This window comes from Niallia circulans (assembly GCF_007273535.1).
GTDB classification, from domain to species: Bacteria; Bacillota; Bacilli; order Bacillales; family Cytobacillaceae; genus Niallia; species Niallia circulans_B.
Window position 1 is genome coordinate 1 of record NZ_RIBP01000001.1, and the last position, 19,196, is coordinate 19,196.

A 19,196-nucleotide genomic window follows, 5' to 3' on the forward strand; every position below is an offset into this window, starting at 1 on the left:
GTCAATAGAGGAAGGAGTTATATTTACACCAGGCTCTATCCTTGGCACAAAGTCAGACTTTATGCGTCTTACATATGGAAAAGCTAGTGATGAGGAAATTCCTATTGGTATCAAAAGACTGGCGAAGGCGCTGGGGAAAATAACCAGCTAAGCATAATTGGATGTTTAAAATATTAGTAATCGCTGAGTGACTAATTAAGGTCATTCGGCTTTTTTGTGTTCAATAATGCTTAGTATTAGTGAAATGGAACGTTTCAGAAAAGAAACTTTGTTGTAGGAGTAAAACAATAAAATAAAAATAAAAGAATTTGAGGTGAAATGATGCAGATAATGTAACAAGAAGCATTGGATGCATTGAAGAATAATTGGGGAATGGCTGTGTTAGTTTGGTTTATTTTAGCTATAGGTAATGTGTTAGTATTTATTATTTTCTTTTCAATTAATTTATTTATACCCTTTCTATTTGATATACCCGTGAAAGAGACTTCTAATTTACCATTAACAACAGTACTTTCCTTTGCAGGGGGAGTGGTATCTTTGCTGCTGATACCATTATCTATTTCTATCACCTGGTTTTTTTTAGATATTGCAAGGCGGAATTCACCGCGGATTAGCGAAGTATTAAAACCGTACAATAATATAATTTTACTTTTAAAGATGATAAAATTAGCGATTGCTCAAATAGTACTCATAATTCTATGGTCGTTCCTTTTCGTAATACCAGGAATTATAAAAGGAATTCCCTATTCTCAAGCGTTTTATTTGCTTAAAGATCATCCAGAATACACGATATTTGAAGCACTTGCAGAAAGCAGGAGGCGGATGCACGGTTATAAGTGGAGGTACTTCATGTTGAATCTTAGTTTTATTGGATGGGGAATTGTTGTCAGCTTTACTTCAGGGATAGGCAGTCTTTGGCTTAGTCCTTATCTTCTCACAACACAAGGTGTTTTTTATGATAAATATATAGCTTAGGAGAAGGGGAATTAGGTTTATAAGAAGTGTGCTACTTTGAGGATAAGTAACCAAACTTTTTGGCAAGGATTGAATTCTATTCATTAAAAAAGGAAAAACCCATTTCTGCGGCGAAATATTATAGTACTTCAACTATTCAGATAAACACAATTAAAAATCATCAAAAAGACTAGGAGAATTATATATGTATTTCGTACTTGATATCGGTGGAACGTTTGTTAAATATGCTTTGATGGATACTGCTGGGAACATTTCTTCAAAAGGGAAAAGGCCCGCGCCTCGAACGAATTTGGACGATTTTGAAGAGGTCCTGTTTAGTATTTTGGATGATCACGACTTATCAGCCGTTAAAGGGATTGCCGTAAGCTGTCCAGGGACGGTAGATGTTGATACAGGTATGATTTATTATGGAGGGTCTTTCCCATTTCTTCATGAAGTGAATTTGGCAAAAAGAATTGGGGACAGGTACGGAAAAGATGTCTCCATTGAAAATGACGGGAAATGTGCTGCTTTAGCTGAATTGTGGCTTGGCAGTATTAAAGAAGCTAAGGACGCAGTCGTATTAGTGCTCGGAAGCGGTGTAGGCGGTGGTATTGTCGTTGATGGCAAGCTGCATCGTGGAGTGAATCTGTCTGCTGGTGAAATGAGCTTTGTGATGGATAAAATAGACATGACAAGCAGGAAAGCACAATTTTTTGGCTCCGATTGTTCGGCAGTGCGCATGGTGCGTCTTATCGGAGAAGCAAAGAAGCTGGATGATCCAACAGATGGTGAAGCTGTATTTGAATACATAAACAATCAGGATGAAGAAGCTAATGAAATATTCAATGAGTTTTGTTTTTATCTAGCTTCCCAAATATTGAACCTGCAATATATTTTAGATCCGGAGATATTTGCAATTGGCGGCGGAATCAGTGCCCAGCCTATCTTAATTGAAAGAACAAAGTGGGCAATAGAGGAAATAAAGTCAGCTAATTCTCCCCATATGGCAAATCCGAAAATAGATGTTTGCAAGTTCCGAAATGATGCAAACCTATACGGGGCGCTTTATCACTTTTTTGTCAGCAAGGAAAAGGAAATAGTGATTAAACAATAGCTAATTCGAAGACGAAAAAATAATGTTAAAAAATAAAAGGAATAGCCCCATGTGAGGTTATTCCTTTTTATGCTACTTCTATTATTTATATTTGGATATTAAATCAGCTAGTGGCATTGCCTGCATGGAATCAAAGCGGTAATCCACATCACAGAATTGCATGGCATTTGTCACTTCATTTGGGAAAATAACAACATTTAAGCCTGCTGTTTTAGCTGCTTGTGCCCCGTGAGCAGAATCTTCGAATGCTATGCATTCATTTGGCTGCAGCTCAAGGCAACGGGCAGCTTCTATGTATAGAGCTGGATCTGGTTTAACTTTTTCTACATCGTCAGAGGTTTTGATGCAGTCAAAATAATCAAATAAACCTAATCTCTTTAAATGCTTGGAAACCCAATCATAATTTGAGCTTGAAGCGAGACCAATTTTCAAACCTAAAGATTTGGCTGTATCAAGATAATCCTTAACACCAGGTCTTTCTTTTTCTAGTTCGAGCTTGCTAATAAAGTTTTCTTGAAAAGCTGTTTCTAAAATTTTTAAGTCGAGTTTTCTTTTAGACTGTTCTTCCAGGTAAACAAATGGGGAGAAATCTGTGTGTGTGCCTATTTCTTTTTGCCATAATTCTAAAGGCAATTCACAGCTGTGTTCTGTAAATAACTCCTGCAGTAAGTGGTACTGATGTGTTTCTGTGTCAAAAATAAGCCCATCAAAGTCGAAAATGATTCCTTTTATCATATGTTCCTCCTTTAAGATACGTTTGCTGTTTATTAACATGAACAGAGGATTATTAGGAAACAAAAAGTTTCCCATCCACATTAATAATATTAACATAGTTTAATTAAACATAAAGAACCCTGCATAAACAGGGTTCTCAATCATTTATTTAGACAAGGAGTATCCTTGCTCGGCAGCCGGCTGTTCACTGCTGACCATATTGTTAACGGCACTGAACAGGGCTTTAATGGAGGAGGTCATAATGTCTGCATCAATTCCACATCCCCAGTAAACGGAGCCGTTTGCGGCTGTAAAGCCTACGTAAGAAACGGCTTTTGACTCGGAACCTGTTTCAAGGGCATGCTCTGTATAAACTAAATCCTTGTATTGGATACCCAATGAGGATTGCAAGGCATTACTGATAGCGTCAAGCCTTCCGTTCCCTTTACCACTTAATTCATGGACGGTATTGTCCTTTTTCACTGACACTGTTGTGTCATAGCTGTTATTTTGCGTGAATTGATATTCAATGAATTCAACAGGAGCATCTATATTGACGTATTCATTCAGGAAGATGTCATGAATTTCGTCAGGCATAAGCTCCTTATGAAGGTTATCAGATACTCTTTTAACAGCATATCCAAAGCTTTCACGCATTTTAGCAGGAAGATCAAGGCCGTAATTCTGTTTAAGGATATAACCGATGCCACCTTTACCGGATTGGCTGTTAATGCGGATAATGTCTCCTTCATATTGTCTCCCAATATCTTTAGGGTCAATCAAAAGGTAAGGGACTGTCCAATAGTCGCAATTCTTGTCCTCACGCCATTTCATGCCTTTAGCAATGGCATCCTGATGGGAGCCTGAGAATGCTGTAAAGACAAGCTCTCCACCATATGGATGTCTTTCAGGAACCCTCATTCTTGTCAATTTTTCGTATTTTGCTAGGATGCCAGGAATATTATTAAAATTCAAATTCGGCTCTACGCCGTGTGAATACATATTCAATGCAAGTGTGACAATGTCAACATTTCCTGTTCGTTCCCCGTTTCCGAACAATGTTCCTTCCACCCTTTGTGCACCTGCAAGAACTCCAAGCTCGGCATCTGCAACACCTGTACCTCTGTCATTATGTGGATGTAGCGACAGAATGACATTGTCCCGAAAGCTTAAATGCTCACTCATGTATTCAATTTGGCTTGCATAAACATGTGGCATCGACATGGATACAGTTGCTGGCAAGTTAATGATAACCTTGTTATCCTCAGTTGGCTGCCAGATGTCTAGTACACTGTTACAGATGTTAAGTGCGAATTCTATTTCTGTTCCTGTGAAGCTTTCAGGCGAATATTGAAATTTGAAGTTGCCTTCTGTTTCTGCTGCGTATTTTTTCAATAGCTTAGCGCCAGTAACGGCAATATCAATTATTTCTTGTTCAGACTTTTGGAAAACCTGTTCCCGCTGTGCAACAGATGTGGAGTTGTACAGATGGACAACTGCTTTATTAACACCTTTAAGAGATTCAAACGTCTTTTTAATAATATGCTCTCTGGATTGTGTCAGCACTTGGATTGTTACATCCTCTGGAATTAAGTCTTGTTCAATTAATGTCCGTAAAAAGGCATATTCTGTATCAGATGCTGCCGGAAAACCAACTTCAATTTCCTTGAAGCCAACTTCCAATAGCAATTGAAAATATTCCAGTTTTTCTTCAAGGCTCATTGGCACAATTAGCGCTTGGTTGCCATCACGAAGATCCACACTGCACCATGTTGGAGCTGCTTCAATGTACTCTTTCTCTGTCCATTTCAAACTTTTAGCTGGAGGGGTAAAATAACCTCTGGAATATTTTTCGGTATTTTTCATCACTACTGACCACCTTTTCGGATTAATTTAATAGAAAGAAATTTTTGTAAGGAAAATAAAAAAAGCCCGTTGTCTCTATAAGAGACGACAGGCTTTACCTTCGTGGTACCACTCTTTTTGATTCACCTGAAATAGAAATCGGGGGTGAACCCACTTTACGACTTGATTACGGCAGTCAGCCGTTAAGACTTACATTTCAGCCTTACCACTCCTGGGCGAGTTGGGGGAGTTTATTGTCTGTCTTTCACCAGCCGACAGCTCTCTAAGCAATAAATATCCCTTAATACTCCCAATCCTAGCGTTTCGTTTTCTTAATTTTCTCCATTTTATAATTAATTTTGAATTCAGTCAACAGACGATTTTTGTCATTTTGAAACTTTTCTAAATTGTCTAGTAACTTGTTATATTTTCTGACATTGTTTTTCGCTATTGTCGGAAATCTATTGTTAAGTTATGATTAAATCTTATATTCAGTAAGAGAAAGGATTTTAACACAATGCAAAGTAAACAAGAATTTCGTTCTTATAGTTTAATTATTCTTGGAACATTTTTAGTAGGTTTGGCATTTAATATATTTCTATTGCCTGCATCTATTACGGCAGGAGGAGTAGCTGGAATAAGTATCATTTTGAACAAATTGAATGGGTGGAGCCCGGCAGTTGTACAATGGGCAATCAATATTCCAACTTTTGTTGTAGGCTATTTTCTTCTTGGTAAGGATTTCAGCATCCGCACCTTTGTTGGAACAATGTTGCTGCCAACATTTATTTGGCTGACATCGTATTTACCGTTCTCAGTAGAAGATCCATTGCTTGCTTCTATTTACGGAGGAATACTTAGCGGAATCGGGATTGGTCTTGTATTCCGTGGTAAAGGCTCTACTGGTGGGACAACAATTTTTGGACAGCTCATTAAAAAATATACTCGTTTGTCGAGTGGTTATTCACAATTTCTTATTGACGGCTGTATCGTGATAGTAGCCATGTTCGTTTTTGATTTTGAAAGAGCATTATATGGCATGATAGCCATGTTTATCATTGGAAAATCAATAGATGTCGTCCAGCTTCGTTCATCCACTTCAAAGCTAGTCTTAATAGTGACAGAAAACGAACAGAAAATTACAGATTTAATTCGTAATGAAATTGACAGAGGCTTCACAAAGGTTTGGTCTGAAGGAGGATACAGCAATCAGAAGAAGGCATTACTATTCAGTGTTGTAGAACAATCTGAGGCTGTATATTTAAAAGAACTTATCCAAAGAAGCGACAATAGTTCCTTTGTGATTTTCTTAAATGCTTCAGACATTATCGGCAGAGGATTTTCATTGCCGAGAGATTTTCCAAGAAGCTAATGATATGGAGGCTGGGACATAAGTATGTGAACCAGCGTAAAGACCGAACTACTTAATCAACTTTGAAATGCCCCCTGTCAAGTAGACAGTTGAAATAATAAAAAAGATTTAAACAGCTTGAGCTCTATATTCCATAGGGCTTAAGCCGTTTAATCGCTTTTGATATCTTTCATAATTATAAAAATGAATATACTCCTCTATCGCATGTTCAAGTTCCTCAAATGTATTATATTTATGTATATAATACTTCTCACATTTCAGTGTTCCCCAAAAAGATTCCATCGGTCCATTATCAATACACCGACCAACTCTTGACATACTCTGCGTCATTTTCGCCGCATCTATCCTTTGCTTAAATCCTTTGGAGGTATATTGATACCCACGATCACTATGGATAAGTGGATGTTCCTCCTCTAATAATAGTGCAGTTGCTTGGTCTAGCGTCTTAAATACAAGTCTATTATTATTGGAATGTCCTATAACAAAACTTACAATGGAGCCATCATAAAGGTCACGAATCGCACTTAAATAAGCCTTCCTTGATTGGCCATACTTAAATTCCGTTACATCTGTAACCCATTTTTCATTTGGTTTTTCCGCAGTAAATTCTCGATTTAGTCTATTTTCCGCCACCTGTTTAGGAGTAAAGTGTTTATAACGTTTTTTCTTGGTGCGGATAATCGAGCGTAAGCCCGCCACTTTCATTAGTCGATAGATTCTTTTATGATTAAGTTTCTCTTTAAACTGTCTATTCATGTGAAGCGTCATTTGACGATAACCGAAGGTGCTATCCACTTTTTCATGAAGAATCTTCATTTCTTTTATGATTTTTTCATTCAGTAAATCCTGGGAAGTAGGGAGACGATTCAGCCATTTATAATAGGCGGATCGTGCTATTTTGACTATTTCACAAAGTAAAGAAATACTTATGTTTTCTTCCCTGTGAAGCTCCTGGATAGCGATATATTTATCCTCGAATCGGATAGGCTTTATTTTCTCCTCCTTTCTATCTCCTCCAACTTTTTTAAATACAAATTCTCCGCACGTAACCGTTCATTTTCTTTTTCTAGCTTTTTCATTTGAAGCTTGAATTTTTCTTCTGGAGTTAGCTTTGATTCCTCTTTCCTTTTACCACGTCTATCTTTCAACGCTTCTTCTCCGCCATCTTCATACTTCTTTACCCAGTGATAAACTTGTTGATAAGAAACTTGATACGTATCCGCTGCTTCTTGATAATTTTTTCCGTTCCCCAAGCAATCAAGTACAATATGTAATCGTTCTTCCCAAGTTAGTTTGCTTTCATTAGTCATAGAGCCCGTCCTTTCTTGTGACGCATCTTTTAATTCACTATGACTATTATACTTCCTAATCCAACTTCTGAGGACAGAGGGATGGGATATTTCATACATTCTAGAAACCTCACGAATCGAAGAACCACCGGACAAATACTCTTTTATGGCGGATAACTTTAGTTCTTCCGAATATTTTTTCCATGCGGAAGACTCCTTTAATCCTTCTAAGCCAAAGGTATCAAACTTATATTTCCATTCCAAAACGGTGGCATGATGTACTTTATAAATGGATGCCACTTTAAGTGAAGAAAGTGATTCATCAAACGCCTTCACTATTTCATATTTTTCTTCTGCAGAGTAAAACTTTCGAGACATAAAAAATACTCCCCTATAGTATCCAGATTTTATTTTTTAACCTGTCTACCTATAGGGGAGCTTATCACTTTTGATTAAATAGTTCGTTTTTTTTTGTTTTTAGTTTTAATATAATAATTAGAAATCTTAGTGTAGCGTAATAGAAAGAACTTATTTTGAACCCATATTCTATTTAGTCAGAAGCCTCATTTTTTAAAAATTAGATGTAATTTTATTATTCTTGTTTAGAAAGGTTATCTTTTGTTTTGTTCCAGCCTCATTTTTTATTTAAAGATAAAAATCGAGAAAATTTTTCTGAAGGATAAGTTATAGAAGAATAACAAAGCAAAAGATTTCCATGCTTATGATAGTGATTTCCTGCTTAAGAAAAGAATAGATTACTCTTAATAGAATGTGAAATCCTCAACAAGCTACTAGCACTTATTTAAGCTGAACATAAAAAAGGTTAGTAATCTTACGGAAATAATAGGAGAACGGACTAATACTATTGTATTAAAGTATTGTTATGGAGAAAGTAAAAAATACAAGAAAACTTCCATTGACATAATGTATTTATACCTTTTATAATCAGCGGAGTAAAATTCTGAACAATTAATAGAGTAACACTTTTTTAAACTTAATTGTTTGAAAATTTTAATTTTAATTAACATTCTGGGAGGATTACAGCTTTGAGTCAACTTTTTCGTAGAAAATCTGTGAATGTGATGATTTCGCAATCTCAAAATAAAACGCTAAGCCGATCGATGGGGATCATGGATCTCATCTTTTTGGGTGTCGGCTGTGTAATTGGTACAGGTATTTTCGTTGTAACAGGTGTTGTAGCAGCAGAAAGTGCAGGTCCAGCCATTATTTTATCCTTTGTACTTGCAGGAATTGCTTGTGCGCTTGCAGCATTTTGTTATGCAGAATTTTCGTCGGCAGTTCCGCTGTCCGGCAGTGTTTACACATACACTTATGCAACACTAGGTGAGTTATTTGCCTTTTTAATTGGCTGGGACTTGATGATGGAATATGTTCTCGCCATAGCAGCAGTCGCAACAGGCTGGTCAGCTTACTTCCAATCCTTGATTGCAGGCTTTAATCTTAACTTGCCAGCAAGCATAACGTCAGCCCCAGGAGTAGGGAAAGGCGGGCTTGTCGATCTTCCAGCGATGCTTATTATTTTAGCTATTACTGCATTGGTTTCAAAAGGTGTAAAAGAAAGTATTAAATTCAACAATATTATGGTTTTTGTTAAACTAGCAGTTATCTTATTATTCATTATTGTCGGTGTTTGGTATGTGAAGCCAGATAACTGGACTCCATTCATGCCATTTGGCTTCGATGGGATAATTACCGGAGCAGCAACTGTTTTCTTTGCATATATTGGCTTCGATGTTATTGCAACAGCTTCTGAAGAAGTGAAAAACCCAGGTAAAACAATGCCAATCGGAATTATTGGGTCACTGGCAATTTGTACAGTACTATATATCGCTGTTTCAGCGGTCTTAACTGGAATGATTCCATTCACACAACTAGGTGTGGGTGCACCAGTCTCACTTGCATTAGAATCAGTAGGACAAAATTCAGTTGCAGGTATTATCTCAATAGGGGCTGTAATGGGAATTACAACAGTTATCCTTGCATTGATTTATGCACAAGTGCGTTTAAGCTATGCAATGAGCCGTGATGGTCTTCTGCCAAAGATGCTTTCTTCTGTTAACAACAAGACAAAAACACCATTCAAAAATACATGGCTGACAGGAATTATTGCTGCATGTATCGCTGGTTTTGTTGATTTGTCTACACTAGCTCATTTAGTTAATATGGGTACATTGGCAGCCTTTACGCTAATTTCAATTGCGATTATTGTGCTGCGTAAAAAATTCCCTGAATTGAAAGGTTCCTTCCGAGTACCATTCGTACCAGTATTGCCAATTATCAGTGCTCTTCTTTGTATTGGTTTAGCTATCAGCTTGCCAGGAATTACTTGGATTGCCTTTGTTATTTGGCTAGCAGTTGGAACGGTTATTTACTTCGTATTTTCAAAGAAAAATAGTAAATTGAATAATTAATAGGAAGCAGCCTTTGGCTGCTTTTTTTGTTTTCCTTCATTATTGCAGGTATAAATTCAGAGGGCTGGCCATTTAGTAGGATGGCAAAATAAACGACAGCTGCTAGTGTTTGCAGGTGTCGTTTACTTGTTTTAGCTTATTTCAGCTTCTTCATGTACCATGCATCCATTGCTGAGTGCTCTGACCCTTCCAATGGCTTTGCCAATAGTTCAAATTCAAACTTTTCATAGAGCGCACACGCAGCCTTCAATTGTTGGCGTGTCTCCAAATAGCAATAATCAAAATGCTTTGCAGCAAAGTCCAAGGCAGTGTTCATCAAAAGGTTAGCATAGCCTTTGCCTTGGGCTTTAGGGCTTAAGTATAGCTTTTGTAATTCACAAATGCCGCTTTCTTCATTGAAAGGGGCTATTCCTATACCGCCGACTACCTCACCATCAAGCATTGCCACCCAGTAGGCAGCGGATTCTAGCGAATTGTAGTAAGAGGTCAAATTATCTAACGATGGATCAAAATAAGCAGTGCCTTTAATATTTAAACCGACAGACTCAAGTGAGTGCCTGATGATAGTAGCTATTGTTTCATTATCTTGGTGTTCTATCTCTCTAACAATCATGTAATATTCCCCTTTGTTCTTTGTGATAAGTAAATGTTACCTCATTTTTTTGAAAATACAAATATTTTATAATCATTAACTAATGAAAATGTATATAGTAAATTATCTCCATATAATTTTTTATCACTATTAACTGAATAAAAGTTTAGTTGAAGGAAAAAATGGGTAAATTGAACTAAATAATTTTCCTTAGTAAGGAAGATATTTATACTTTTTACAGTGGAAGTAATTGGTAGAGAGAAGAATGAGAAGTTGTATATATACTTCTGTTGATGTTGTTGATTGTCAAACATTAACAAATGCAATTATCTTCCTTTCTTAATCAGTTGCAATATATAATAGGTCTAAAGTAGTGATATGGGTCTTTGGTAGGGGTGTTATTATGGGCTATCCGATTTTGTATTTAGTTTTATGTTGTATTATTTGTGTTACTTTATTGAATACAAATATGTATGTAACCACAACAGTAGCAGGGAAGAAAATGCATGAAGCAATATATACGTTATTTTTAGCTGTTTTATGTGGTTTCATCATTTCTATTATTCCCTACATTGGTCTTCTAAGCTTAAAAGCAGTTGAATTGTCAAAAGAAAGTTTAATGCTTACTTTTAAAAATACTTTATATACTTTTTTGTTCTGTTTTGTGTGCTTTTTTCTCCTGAATACTATTGGAAAAGTAGCGGTCAAGCCATCTAGATATAATACGAACAAAAAGAAAGGAATTATTCCTTATCTTGTTTTGAGTGTTTTCGTTGCTTCGTTTATTTTACTTTACATCGTTTACTTATTAGATAAAGTTTACTCGATTCCTTTATACATAAATAATGTAAATGTGCTTTATTCTGTTACACTTTTAACTACTTCTATTTATAATATAGCGCGAATTATTGAGCATTTCCATTTAGATCGATTAATGATTAACAGGGGAATAACGTATGCGAAGAGCTCTGCTTTCTTTACGGTATTTAGTATTTCTTTCGGTTCAACTATCTATATGTTTATACAAAGTTTATTCCAAGCTGCAGATTTCTCTATCGTTATGGTTTCTATCATCAGTTTACTTGTATTATTTATCATAACGATTAATTATATTGAAAACCAAATGATACATCAGAATGGTACAGTAGAGAATCAGAATATGAAACTTAAAATTAATGAACAGCAATACAGATCATTATTTCAGTATAATCCGGATGCGATTTTTATTTTAGATTTGGAAGGCAATTTCAAAGAAGTTAATCCCTCTGCCTTAACGTTAACTGGTTACAATTTAAAAGAAATACTCCAGCTGAAAATAACAGACCTTGTGTTAAAACAGGAAACGGAAAGCTTAACTGCATCTCTTTATGAGGTTATCAAAGGAAGCAGCATTTGCTTTGAGTCCTTTATTTTCACCAAAAATAATAAAAAAGTAAATCTCAAAATTACAGCGACTCAAATTAAAATAGATGACTCTATCACAGGTATATATGTCATTGCCCAGGACGTAACAGAACAAAATCAAGTGCAAGATAAGGTAAACTTCTTAGCGTATCACGATGAGCTTACAGGACTGTTGAATCGTCGTGGGATTTATGGACAGGTTGATGAGCAAATTAATAAGGGGATTAATTTTGCGACAATATTAATGGATGTAGATATGTTCAAGGATATTAACGATCATCTTGGTCATGCAGCTGGGGATACATTGCTTAAGCTCATTGCAAAAAGGTTCCAAAATACCATTAGGAATAGAGGGTTAATCGGCAGACTCGGCGGTGATGAATTTCTAATCTGTTTTACTGAGATGAAAAACTCAGACGAAGTTAAAAGATTAATAAAAGATATACAAACAGAAATGAAGCGACCCTTTAAAATAGCAGGTGTGCAAAAAGAAATCACATTGAGTATCGGTGTTTCTTATTATCCCAATGATGGTGACAATTGTAATACATTAATAAAACATGCCGATATGGCCATGTATGCTGCCAAAAAAGCTGGACGGAACAACTATTCAGAATATGAATCTTGCTTAGAGCATGATATGCTTTCGAAGATTACGATGTACGAAGAAATCAAAAATGCTATACAAGAAGAACAGTTTGAACTCTATTACCAACCTAAACACGATATAAAAGATGAAAATATTGTTGGTACAGAGGCTCTTATACGATGGCATCATCCTCAAAAGGGCTTTATCAGCCCTGGAGAATTTATTCCTTTAGCAGAGGATACTGATTTAATTATTCCGTTAGGCAACTGGATAATTAGAAGAGCCTTTAGACAGTATAGTGAGTGGAATTCACATTCTCCAATTAACTTTCACTTGTCTATAAACATATCACCAAAACAGTTCATTGACGATAACTTTATCCCATTTTTATTAAGAAGCCTAGAAGAGTTTTCTGTATCTCCAGAAAAAATAGATTTAGAGATAACGGAAAGCCTAGCTATAGAAAATACAGAATTAACATTAGAAAAAATCAATCAACTAAAAAAGCTTGGCTTTAAAATTACCATGGATGATTTCGGTACCGGATATACGTCTTTAACGTACTTATCTAAATTTCCATTAGACAGAATTAAAATAGATCAATCCTTTATCAGAGATCTTACAAGCAATAAGAACCATGCTGCTATTGTTCAATCATTAGTATCAGTTGCTAAGAATCTTGATATCAAAGTAACAGCAGAAGGTGTGGAAACAAAAGAACAATTACAATATCTGCAAGAATGGGATTGTGACGAAATTCAAGGATATTATTATAGTAAACCAATACCTTCTACTTCTTTCGTTGAATATCATCAAATGAAGAGTTACTTAACGACGACTTAATATTTGAAATTATAACTGAAGGCAAAGAAGCTGATGCATTTGCAGCTGGAGCAGGGGGAAATATTCTGCAATATTGGGTTGTGTCATCAGACTCAGTGGTTCCGTAATTTTTCAATAGGTTATTTCTAACATCCGGCAATCTGGGAATGACTATCGGGATAGCTGCAGGTGGTTTATTTATCTCTGGTTTAGGAACAGAATACTTCGTTTTTGTAGGCTTTTTATCGCTGATAATATGTTTAATATTAATAAGATACTACTTGTGCAAACCTGCCAATTAACAATTAGGGCATGGTAATTTTGAAGTGGAAAGAACAAAAAAATGTAAATTTTACTTAAAAAACAAAAAGCATATTTTCCAGCTCAGGAAACTATGCTTCTTTCTATTGCTTATTTTTATCCTTATCAATATATTTCCAAGTATAGTATGTAAACCAAAAAGCTATTATCACTAGAAATGAGTACATCCTCTTTTCATCTGGTAGATAAGCTGCTAATAATAATGCAGTAATCGCAAAGGGAGGCATAAGTATCCAGTATTTTTTCTTATCCAATTTCCTATTCATATTCCACTACCTTTTTACGTAATTACAAACTGACTGTATATACGACTATTTAAATAAATAGTTTCATATTAAATAAAAGCAATACAAATAAAGTTTAAGATAGCTAGGTCAGTTACGTTATTTTGGAGTTAATGGGATTGCTAGACACATGGAATAAAAGCAAAAAAATCCTATGGATACCCATAGGATTTTTTACTGTTTACTTCGAAAACAGCTTCTTAGCTTCTTCCATCGCAAGCTTGTTGCCGAGTGCGGAGTAGTCAAGCCATGGCTGATCGGAAACAACATAAACATGCTTGTTTTTGACAGCCTTTAAACCTTGATAAATTGGGGATTCTTCGAGCTGCTTGAAGGCTGTTTGGGCTTTGTCGTCACTGTTTACGACTACAAAAATAGCATCTGCATCGAAATCAGGTAAAACTTCCTGGGAAATGACTTCATATGGCTGTGTTGAATCTAATTCTTTGATCCCTGTTGCTGGCGTGAATCCTAAATCATCGTATAGTATTGGGCCAAGTGGACGTTTTGTTGTAAATACACGAAGCTCTTTAGCAGTTACACGGATAGCCATCACTTTACTGTTTTTGCCGAGTTCATCTGCAGCCAATGTTTTCACTTCACTTGTCAGGTTTTCATAGTCTGCAATGAAATCTTCCGCTTCCTTGGTGCGGTCGACGAGCTTGCCGATTGCCTTCAAATGATCACGCCAAGTTCCCTCATCAAGGTTAAAGCTTTCTGTTGGAGCAATGTCTTCAAATTTCGAAATATCCTCACCTGAAATTCCTTCATCAATATATATGACAGAGGGATCTAACGCAATGACTGCTTCCATATCAGGGTCTTTTGCAGGACCAAGCTTTGTTGAATTCTTCAATTGATCCTTAACATGTGGAAGAAAATCATTTAGTTCGCCGCCGACAACAGACCCGACAGGAGTAACTCCTAATGCAAGCAGGTCATTTGTAAGATGGATAGAAAGAGAAGCGATTTTTGGTTCGCCTTTGCCTGTTTTCGTGTCACTTTCCTTACTGTCGGTTGAAGCCGTTTGTCCGCAAGCGGAAAGAATTAATAACAGCATTGCTGTAAATAACAAAACTAGTTTCTTTTTCATTGTGTTCTCCTTGGTGGATTATTTTGTTTTTGTTAATAAGTAAAGAAAATAAGGTCCGCCTATCGCTGCTACAACAATACCAGCTGGTATCGCATTTGGTTGAAAGATCGAACGGCCAACAGTATCTGATAAGACAAGTATGACCATACCGAGAAGCCCTGCGACAGGCAGAAAATGCTGATGTCTTGGTCCGACTAAACGGCGGGCAAGGTGGGGTGCCACGAGTCCTATAAAGCCAATCCCACCAACCATCGCTACACTTGCACTGGATAAGGCAACAGCAATAGCGAGCATGCCTAAGCGAGTGCGGAGCACGGAAACACCGAGCCCCACCGCCGTACTGTCTCCAAAAGATAAAGCATCTAGCTTTCGTGACTGCAGAAAGCCAAGAGGTGTCAATACAACAATCCACGGTAAAAGGGCGATAACATGTATCCAATCCCTGCCCCAAACATTGCCGACGAGCCACCTTGATGCAAATGTGTATGTATCCTCGTCAAGACGAAGGGACAGAAACAAGGTGATAGCATTAAAGCAGGCTGCTATCGCAATCCCGACAAGGATGAGTCGAATTGGCAGTATCCCTTTATAACGATCATATGTAAGTAAGATGATAGTCACCGCCGTCAAGCATCCACCAATAAAAGTGAATAATGGAATAAGCAATGCGGCTTTATCGTTTAAGGAATGAAAATAAGTGACGAACATGATCAGCCCAAAAGAAGCACCTGCATGTAATCCGATAATGCCTGGGTCTGCCAATGGATTCCTTGATACGCCCTGCAGAATTGCGCCTGATATACCAAGACCTATGCCTGCCAATATGGTAATGATGATGCGAGGCAGGCGATAGTCAAACAGCACAAGTGAGGATTTAAAATCACCAAATCCAAACAAAGTTCGCACTACTTCAAGTGGTGCAATCCGCAGTGAGCCTGTATTCAAACTGATTAAGATGACAATAACATTTATAAGTATTAACACAAGAGCAACTGTAAGGGTTTTAGAGCTGCGTAAATTTGGTTTCATCTATAAATCCCTCCCAACCTTACGCGCTGTATAAAGAAAGAAAGGAACACCAACTGCAGCGACTATTATTCCGATTGCCAATTCTCGTGGAGGATTTACAGTACGGGCTCCTAAATCGGCAAGCATTAAGAGAATTGCCCCTAGCAAGGCTGACATTGGAATGATAAAACTATAGTCAGAGCCTACAAGCTTGCGAGCAATATGTGGAATAACTAGTCCGATAAATCCGATAGAACCGACTGCCGACACAGATACGCCTGCCAAAATGACTGCTGCAATGATGGATAGGAGTTTAATCAGATTCACTTTTATGCCGAGATTCATGGCGGTTTCTTCACCTATTGCAATAAGGGATATAGAGCGTCCCATGCTAACAGCCCATATAATTGTGAGCACAATCACAGGAACCAGCACCTTCAAGTGGTCCCATTTAATGCCTGCAACTCCTCCTGCATACCAAAAAGCAAGATCTTGGCTCAAATCGAAGTATATCGCGATGCCTGCGCTTAAAGAGTGCAAAAGAGCAGCAATTACTGCTCCTGATACGGTTAATCTCATTGGGGTCAGGCCACCTGGAACAGAAGCACCCATTATAAAGATTAATAGTGTACTAAGGGCAGCCCCTATAAAGGAAAATACCATTAGTAGCGAGTACGAGATGCTTGGAAAAAAGGCAAAGGATAAAGTTACAATGAACATCGCTCCTGCATTAATGCCAAGTACCCCTGCATCTGCCAAAGGATTACGTGTAACACCTTGCATAAGTGCTCCGGCAACAGCAAAAGCAGCACCGACAATTGCAGCACCGATAACTCTCGGTAGTCGCAGTTCATAAATGATTTGCTGCTCAGTCAGAGAGGAATCATAGTTGAAAATCGCTGTCCAAACATTATGAAAGGTGATATCCTTTGCTCCGAAAGAAACTGCTGTTACTAATATAACAATTAATCCAGCTAGGAAGAAAATGAATAATAGTAGCCTCCACATGTTGTGTAAACGATTATTTAAATGTTTTTGATGAGGGGTTTGCAGCATATAAGTCAACCTTTTCCTTTTATTAATTACTAATAATGAAAATCATTATCAATTGCATTTCCCTATTATATGAACAATATTTCCGCAAAGCAATCTTTTTTTAGTTAATTAAATAGGCTAATAGAATTAGATTTAGGTTGGAGAGGAAAAGAAAAAAAGAGCTACTCAGCTCTTTTTTCTGAAACATTAATGATGGTGCTCATGATCTTCCTCTTGCTGTGGAAGATTCTTCTGTAAGTAGTTTAAATCGTCTTCAGAAAGCTCACCAACAATAAATTGCTTTTGCGGCATAATGATAGAGTCATGATAGCTTGCATGAACTTTAACGTAATAAAGACCATCACTACTTAAGGTCTTTTTTATGCTATAGACACCATTTCCTTGTTTATCTGCTTCTTCCATCATTTTTTCAGTAGATCCATCTTGTTTCCATACTTCAAAATGGACATAGTCAGCATTATTAACTTTTTCGCCATTTTGAAGAAGGGTAACTGTTATTTCAGTCACTGCATTTGCTTTTAGAGAAGCAGGCAGCTCTAATACAGCTTCAAGAGGCGTTTCTTTTTTATAAAGGGAAGCCGCATCCTGTTTAAGAAGGGAGCAGGCACTCAACAGCAGACAAATTAAACAAGATAATAATAGGGCTAATAATGTTTTTTTCACGAAATAAGCCACCTTTTATGCATTTAGAAACCTTTTAGCGTTAGGAACTCTTTGAATAATTAACCAGTCAATAAGCCAAACAAAGATAAGTGATAAGCCTACTAAAGGAAATATGATTCCTAAAAAAATAAGCAGGAAGAGCAGCAGTTTCATATTCTTTATATTTGGAGCTTTTGGTGCTCCTAATCCTGTTTTAGGCTTGCGTTTCCACCACATATAAACTCCTGTGAATGCTACTAAAATAGTACCAAGACAAATAAGAAGGCTAACTAATTGATTAAGGAAGCCGAGTTCTGTTCCTTTATGCAAAGTAATCCCAACAGCAACTATCTTGCCGATAAGTCCATAATTGTCATAACGATAATCAGCTAGTACAGCACCTGTATATTGGTCGATATGGATGGTTGCTTCATCCTTTGCTTTAGGTGGAAAAGCAGAGAGCGTGTAAACACCCTCTTTTGTTGATGGGAAAATAACAGAATAGCTTGGATGCATTCCTTCCCGCTCAGCAGTTGTTACGATATCGTCAATGGAAACGGGGATGAAGCCTTCAAGCTCTGATTTCGGTACATCTAAAGTTTCAGCAGCCCATGGGACTTCTGCAATATCCTTTGTTTTAATATTAGATGTAGGCGCTGCCCCCACCCACACTGATGGAGGATAGCCTTCACCTGTATTTGTTACTAACGATTGAAAGTTAGTTCCCCAAAATCCTGACCAAGGCAATCCAGTCAAAATAAGAAATAACAGCCCGCCTGTAATCCAAAAAGCAGGTACGGCATGTAGATCTCTTCTAAGGACGTTATTGCCCTTCGTGAACCGAGGTATAAGGGTACCGGCAAGGCTTTTCTTTTTTTGCGGATACCATAAGTAAAGTCCAGTTACAATTAATACAAAGGCCCAGCAAGCGGCAAGTTCTACTATTCTATCACCAGCAGTACCTGCCATTAACTCACCATGAATTTCTTCTATTAAATCCATGATGCGATTATCGCTGTTTAATTCACCGAGTATAGTACCAGTGTATGGATCAACAAAAACGGTCAATGTCTCGTTTTGGTAGGTGATGTTTACCTCACTTGAACGAGTTGCCTGTTCCCCAGGACGATAGCTCGTAACTTCTGCTCCAGCGTAATGATTTGTCACAATATCAACCTGTTCAGACGGGGGGATTCGTTCTTTCTGCTGTTTAACTTCGTAAAAATCTTGATAAAGCACCTGTTCAATTTGTGGCTTAAATAAGTAAACAGAGCCAGTGAATGCAAGGATAATTAAAAACGGCGCGAAAATTATCCCAGCATAAAAATGCCATCTCCATATTGCTTTATAGAGAGCGGCTTGTTTTTTCTTCTGATTTTGAGTTTGCTTGTCAACAGTTGCAGGCTGCACTCGTATCTTCCTCATTCCTTTAATTAAGTAGTTAGTTTGCTTAAAGCTATCCTTACATATATCGGATTACTTAGTAGTATTGTTAAGAATTCTACTGTGTAGACTCCTATATACTATCCTTCAAGTTAGAAGAATAGTATATAGGAGCAAGACTCATCACCATATTATATACAGAATTTACAAAATCTTAAAACATGAAGAAGTGTTTTTAGCTTATAATGAACTTAATTCCTAATTTCAGCATGTCTTGTT

The 19,196-nt window shown here is 37.1% G+C and carries 15 protein-coding genes and 1 other annotated feature; of the genes, 5 read left to right on the plus strand and 10 right to left on the minus strand.

From position 1 onward, the window contains the following. The first annotated feature begins 354 nt into the window (after positions 1–354). The gene (locus CEQ21_RS01005) at positions 355–975 is read left to right on the plus strand and encodes a DUF975 family protein (RefSeq protein WP_185762851.1); all 621 of its coding nucleotides are present in this window, start codon (positions 355–357) and stop codon (positions 973–975) included. A 184-nt stretch (positions 976–1,159) separates the two neighbouring features. Then, positions 1,160–2,071, plus strand: a complete 912-nt coding sequence (locus CEQ21_RS01010) for an ROK family protein (protein ID WP_185762852.1) — start codon at positions 1,160–1,162, stop codon at positions 2,069–2,071. 81 nt (positions 2,072–2,152) lie between these two features. Here CEQ21_RS01010 and CEQ21_RS01015 read toward each other — a convergent pair whose 3' ends face one another. Continuing rightward, on the minus strand, positions 2,153–2,806 hold the full coding sequence (locus CEQ21_RS01015) for an HAD family hydrolase (protein ID WP_185762853.1): 654 nt from the start codon (positions 2,804–2,806) through the stop codon (positions 2,153–2,155). Between the two features lie 144 nt (positions 2,807–2,950). Then, positions 2,951–4,651, minus strand: a complete 1,701-nt coding sequence (locus CEQ21_RS01020; protein ID WP_185762854.1) for a 2-isopropylmalate synthase — start codon at positions 4,649–4,651, stop codon at positions 2,951–2,953. A gap of 77 nt (positions 4,652–4,728) precedes the next feature. Continuing rightward, positions 4,729–4,957 (minus strand) — a binding site (T-box leader). Positions 4,958–5,147: 190 nt separating this feature from the next. Between CEQ21_RS01020 and CEQ21_RS01025 the strand changes: the two genes are divergently transcribed. Then, positions 5,148–6,002: a YitT family protein gene (locus CEQ21_RS01025; RefSeq protein ID WP_185762855.1), complete on the plus strand. Its 855-nt coding sequence runs from the start codon at positions 5,148–5,150 to the stop codon at positions 6,000–6,002. 108 nt (positions 6,003–6,110) lie between these two features. On the opposite strand, the gene CEQ21_RS01030 is transcribed toward CEQ21_RS01025, so the two are convergent. Continuing rightward, positions 6,111–7,669 (minus strand): IS3 family transposase gene (locus CEQ21_RS01030; RefSeq protein WP_235907130.1). Its coding sequence is split into 2 segments (ribosomal slippage): positions 6,111–7,018 and positions 7,018–7,669, totalling 1,560 coding nucleotides; the frame shifts between segments, so codons are not numbered across the junction. Positions 7,670–8,337: 668 nt separating this feature from the next. Between CEQ21_RS01030 and CEQ21_RS01035 the strand changes: the two genes are divergently transcribed. Next, positions 8,338–9,723 carry an amino acid permease gene (locus CEQ21_RS01035; protein WP_235907131.1) on the plus strand — a complete coding sequence of 462 codons (1,386 nt, stop codon included), beginning with the start codon at positions 8,338–8,340 and terminating at the stop codon, positions 9,721–9,723. A gap of 136 nt (positions 9,724–9,859) precedes the next feature. Here CEQ21_RS01035 and CEQ21_RS01040 read toward each other — a convergent pair whose 3' ends face one another. After that, positions 9,860–10,336: a GNAT family N-acetyltransferase gene (locus CEQ21_RS01040; protein WP_185762856.1), complete on the minus strand. Its 477-nt coding sequence runs from the start codon at positions 10,334–10,336 to the stop codon at positions 9,860–9,862. Between the two features lie 382 nt (positions 10,337–10,718). Between CEQ21_RS01040 and CEQ21_RS01045 the strand changes: the two genes are divergently transcribed. Beyond that, positions 10,719–13,151: a sensor domain-containing protein gene (locus CEQ21_RS01045; protein WP_185762857.1), complete on the plus strand. Its 2,433-nt coding sequence runs from the start codon at positions 10,719–10,721 to the stop codon at positions 13,149–13,151. 383 nt (positions 13,152–13,534) lie between these two features. Here CEQ21_RS01045 and CEQ21_RS01050 read toward each other — a convergent pair whose 3' ends face one another. The 6 genes from CEQ21_RS01050 to CEQ21_RS01075 all read right to left on the minus strand — a co-directional run bounded on the left by CEQ21_RS01050 (position 13,535) and on the right by CEQ21_RS01075 (position 18,944). Next, complete coding sequence (locus CEQ21_RS01050; RefSeq protein ID WP_185762858.1) at positions 13,535–13,717, minus strand: hypothetical protein; 183 nt, start codon at positions 13,715–13,717, stop codon at positions 13,535–13,537. A 199-nt stretch (positions 13,718–13,916) separates the two neighbouring features. Next, positions 13,917–14,828, minus strand: coding sequence for an ABC transporter substrate-binding protein (locus tag CEQ21_RS01055; protein WP_185762859.1), 912 nt, complete (start codon positions 14,826–14,828; stop codon positions 13,917–13,919). Between the two features lie 18 nt (positions 14,829–14,846). Continuing rightward, positions 14,847–15,857 (minus strand): FecCD family ABC transporter permease, encoded by a 1,011-nt coding sequence (locus CEQ21_RS01060; protein ID WP_185762860.1) that lies wholly within the window; start codon positions 15,855–15,857, stop codon positions 14,847–14,849. Continuing rightward, positions 15,858–16,892, minus strand: a complete 1,035-nt coding sequence (locus CEQ21_RS01065) for a FecCD family ABC transporter permease (RefSeq protein WP_419181562.1) — start codon at positions 16,890–16,892, stop codon at positions 15,858–15,860. It lies immediately after the preceding gene. Between the two features lie 186 nt (positions 16,893–17,078). Further along, entirely contained in the window at positions 17,079–17,555 is a 477-nt protein-coding gene (locus CEQ21_RS01070; RefSeq protein WP_235907132.1) for a FixH family protein, read from the minus strand. Positions 17,556–17,570: 15 nt separating this feature from the next. Beyond that, the gene (locus CEQ21_RS01075; protein ID WP_235907133.1) at positions 17,571–18,944 is read right to left on the minus strand and encodes a PepSY-associated TM helix domain-containing protein; all 1,374 of its coding nucleotides are present in this window, start codon (positions 18,942–18,944) and stop codon (positions 17,571–17,573) included. Between the last annotated feature and the right edge of the window lie 252 nt (positions 18,945–19,196).

Coding starts and splice junctions, on each gene's coding strand:
- CEQ21_RS01010 (WP_185762852.1), top strand. CDS start 1,160: ATGTATTTCGTACTTGATATCGGTGGAACGTTTGTTAAATATGCTTTG.
- CEQ21_RS01015 (WP_185762853.1), bottom strand. CDS start 2,806: ATGATAAAAGGAATCATTTTCGACTTTGATGGGCTTATTTTTGACACA.
- CEQ21_RS01020 (WP_185762854.1), bottom strand. CDS start 4,651: ATGAAAAATACCGAAAAATATTCCAGAGGTTATTTTACCCCTCCAGCT.
- CEQ21_RS01025 (WP_185762855.1), top strand. CDS start 5,148: ATGCAAAGTAAACAAGAATTTCGTTCTTATAGTTTAATTATTCTTGGA.
- CEQ21_RS01040 (WP_185762856.1), bottom strand. CDS start 10,336: ATGATTGTTAGAGAGATAGAACACCAAGATAATGAAACAATAGCTACT.
- CEQ21_RS01045 (WP_185762857.1), top strand. CDS start 10,719: ATGGGCTATCCGATTTTGTATTTAGTTTTATGTTGTATTATTTGTGTT.
- CEQ21_RS01050 (WP_185762858.1), bottom strand. CDS start 13,717: ATGAATAGGAAATTGGATAAGAAAAAATACTGGATACTTATGCCTCCC.
- CEQ21_RS01055 (WP_185762859.1), bottom strand. CDS start 14,828: ATGAAAAAGAAACTAGTTTTGTTATTTACAGCAATGCTGTTATTAATT.
- CEQ21_RS01060 (WP_185762860.1), bottom strand. CDS start 15,857: ATGAAACCAAATTTACGCAGCTCTAAAACCCTTACAGTTGCTCTTGTG.
- CEQ21_RS01065 (WP_419181562.1), bottom strand. CDS start 16,892: ATGCTGCAAACCCCTCATCAAAAACATTTAAATAATCGTTTACACAAC.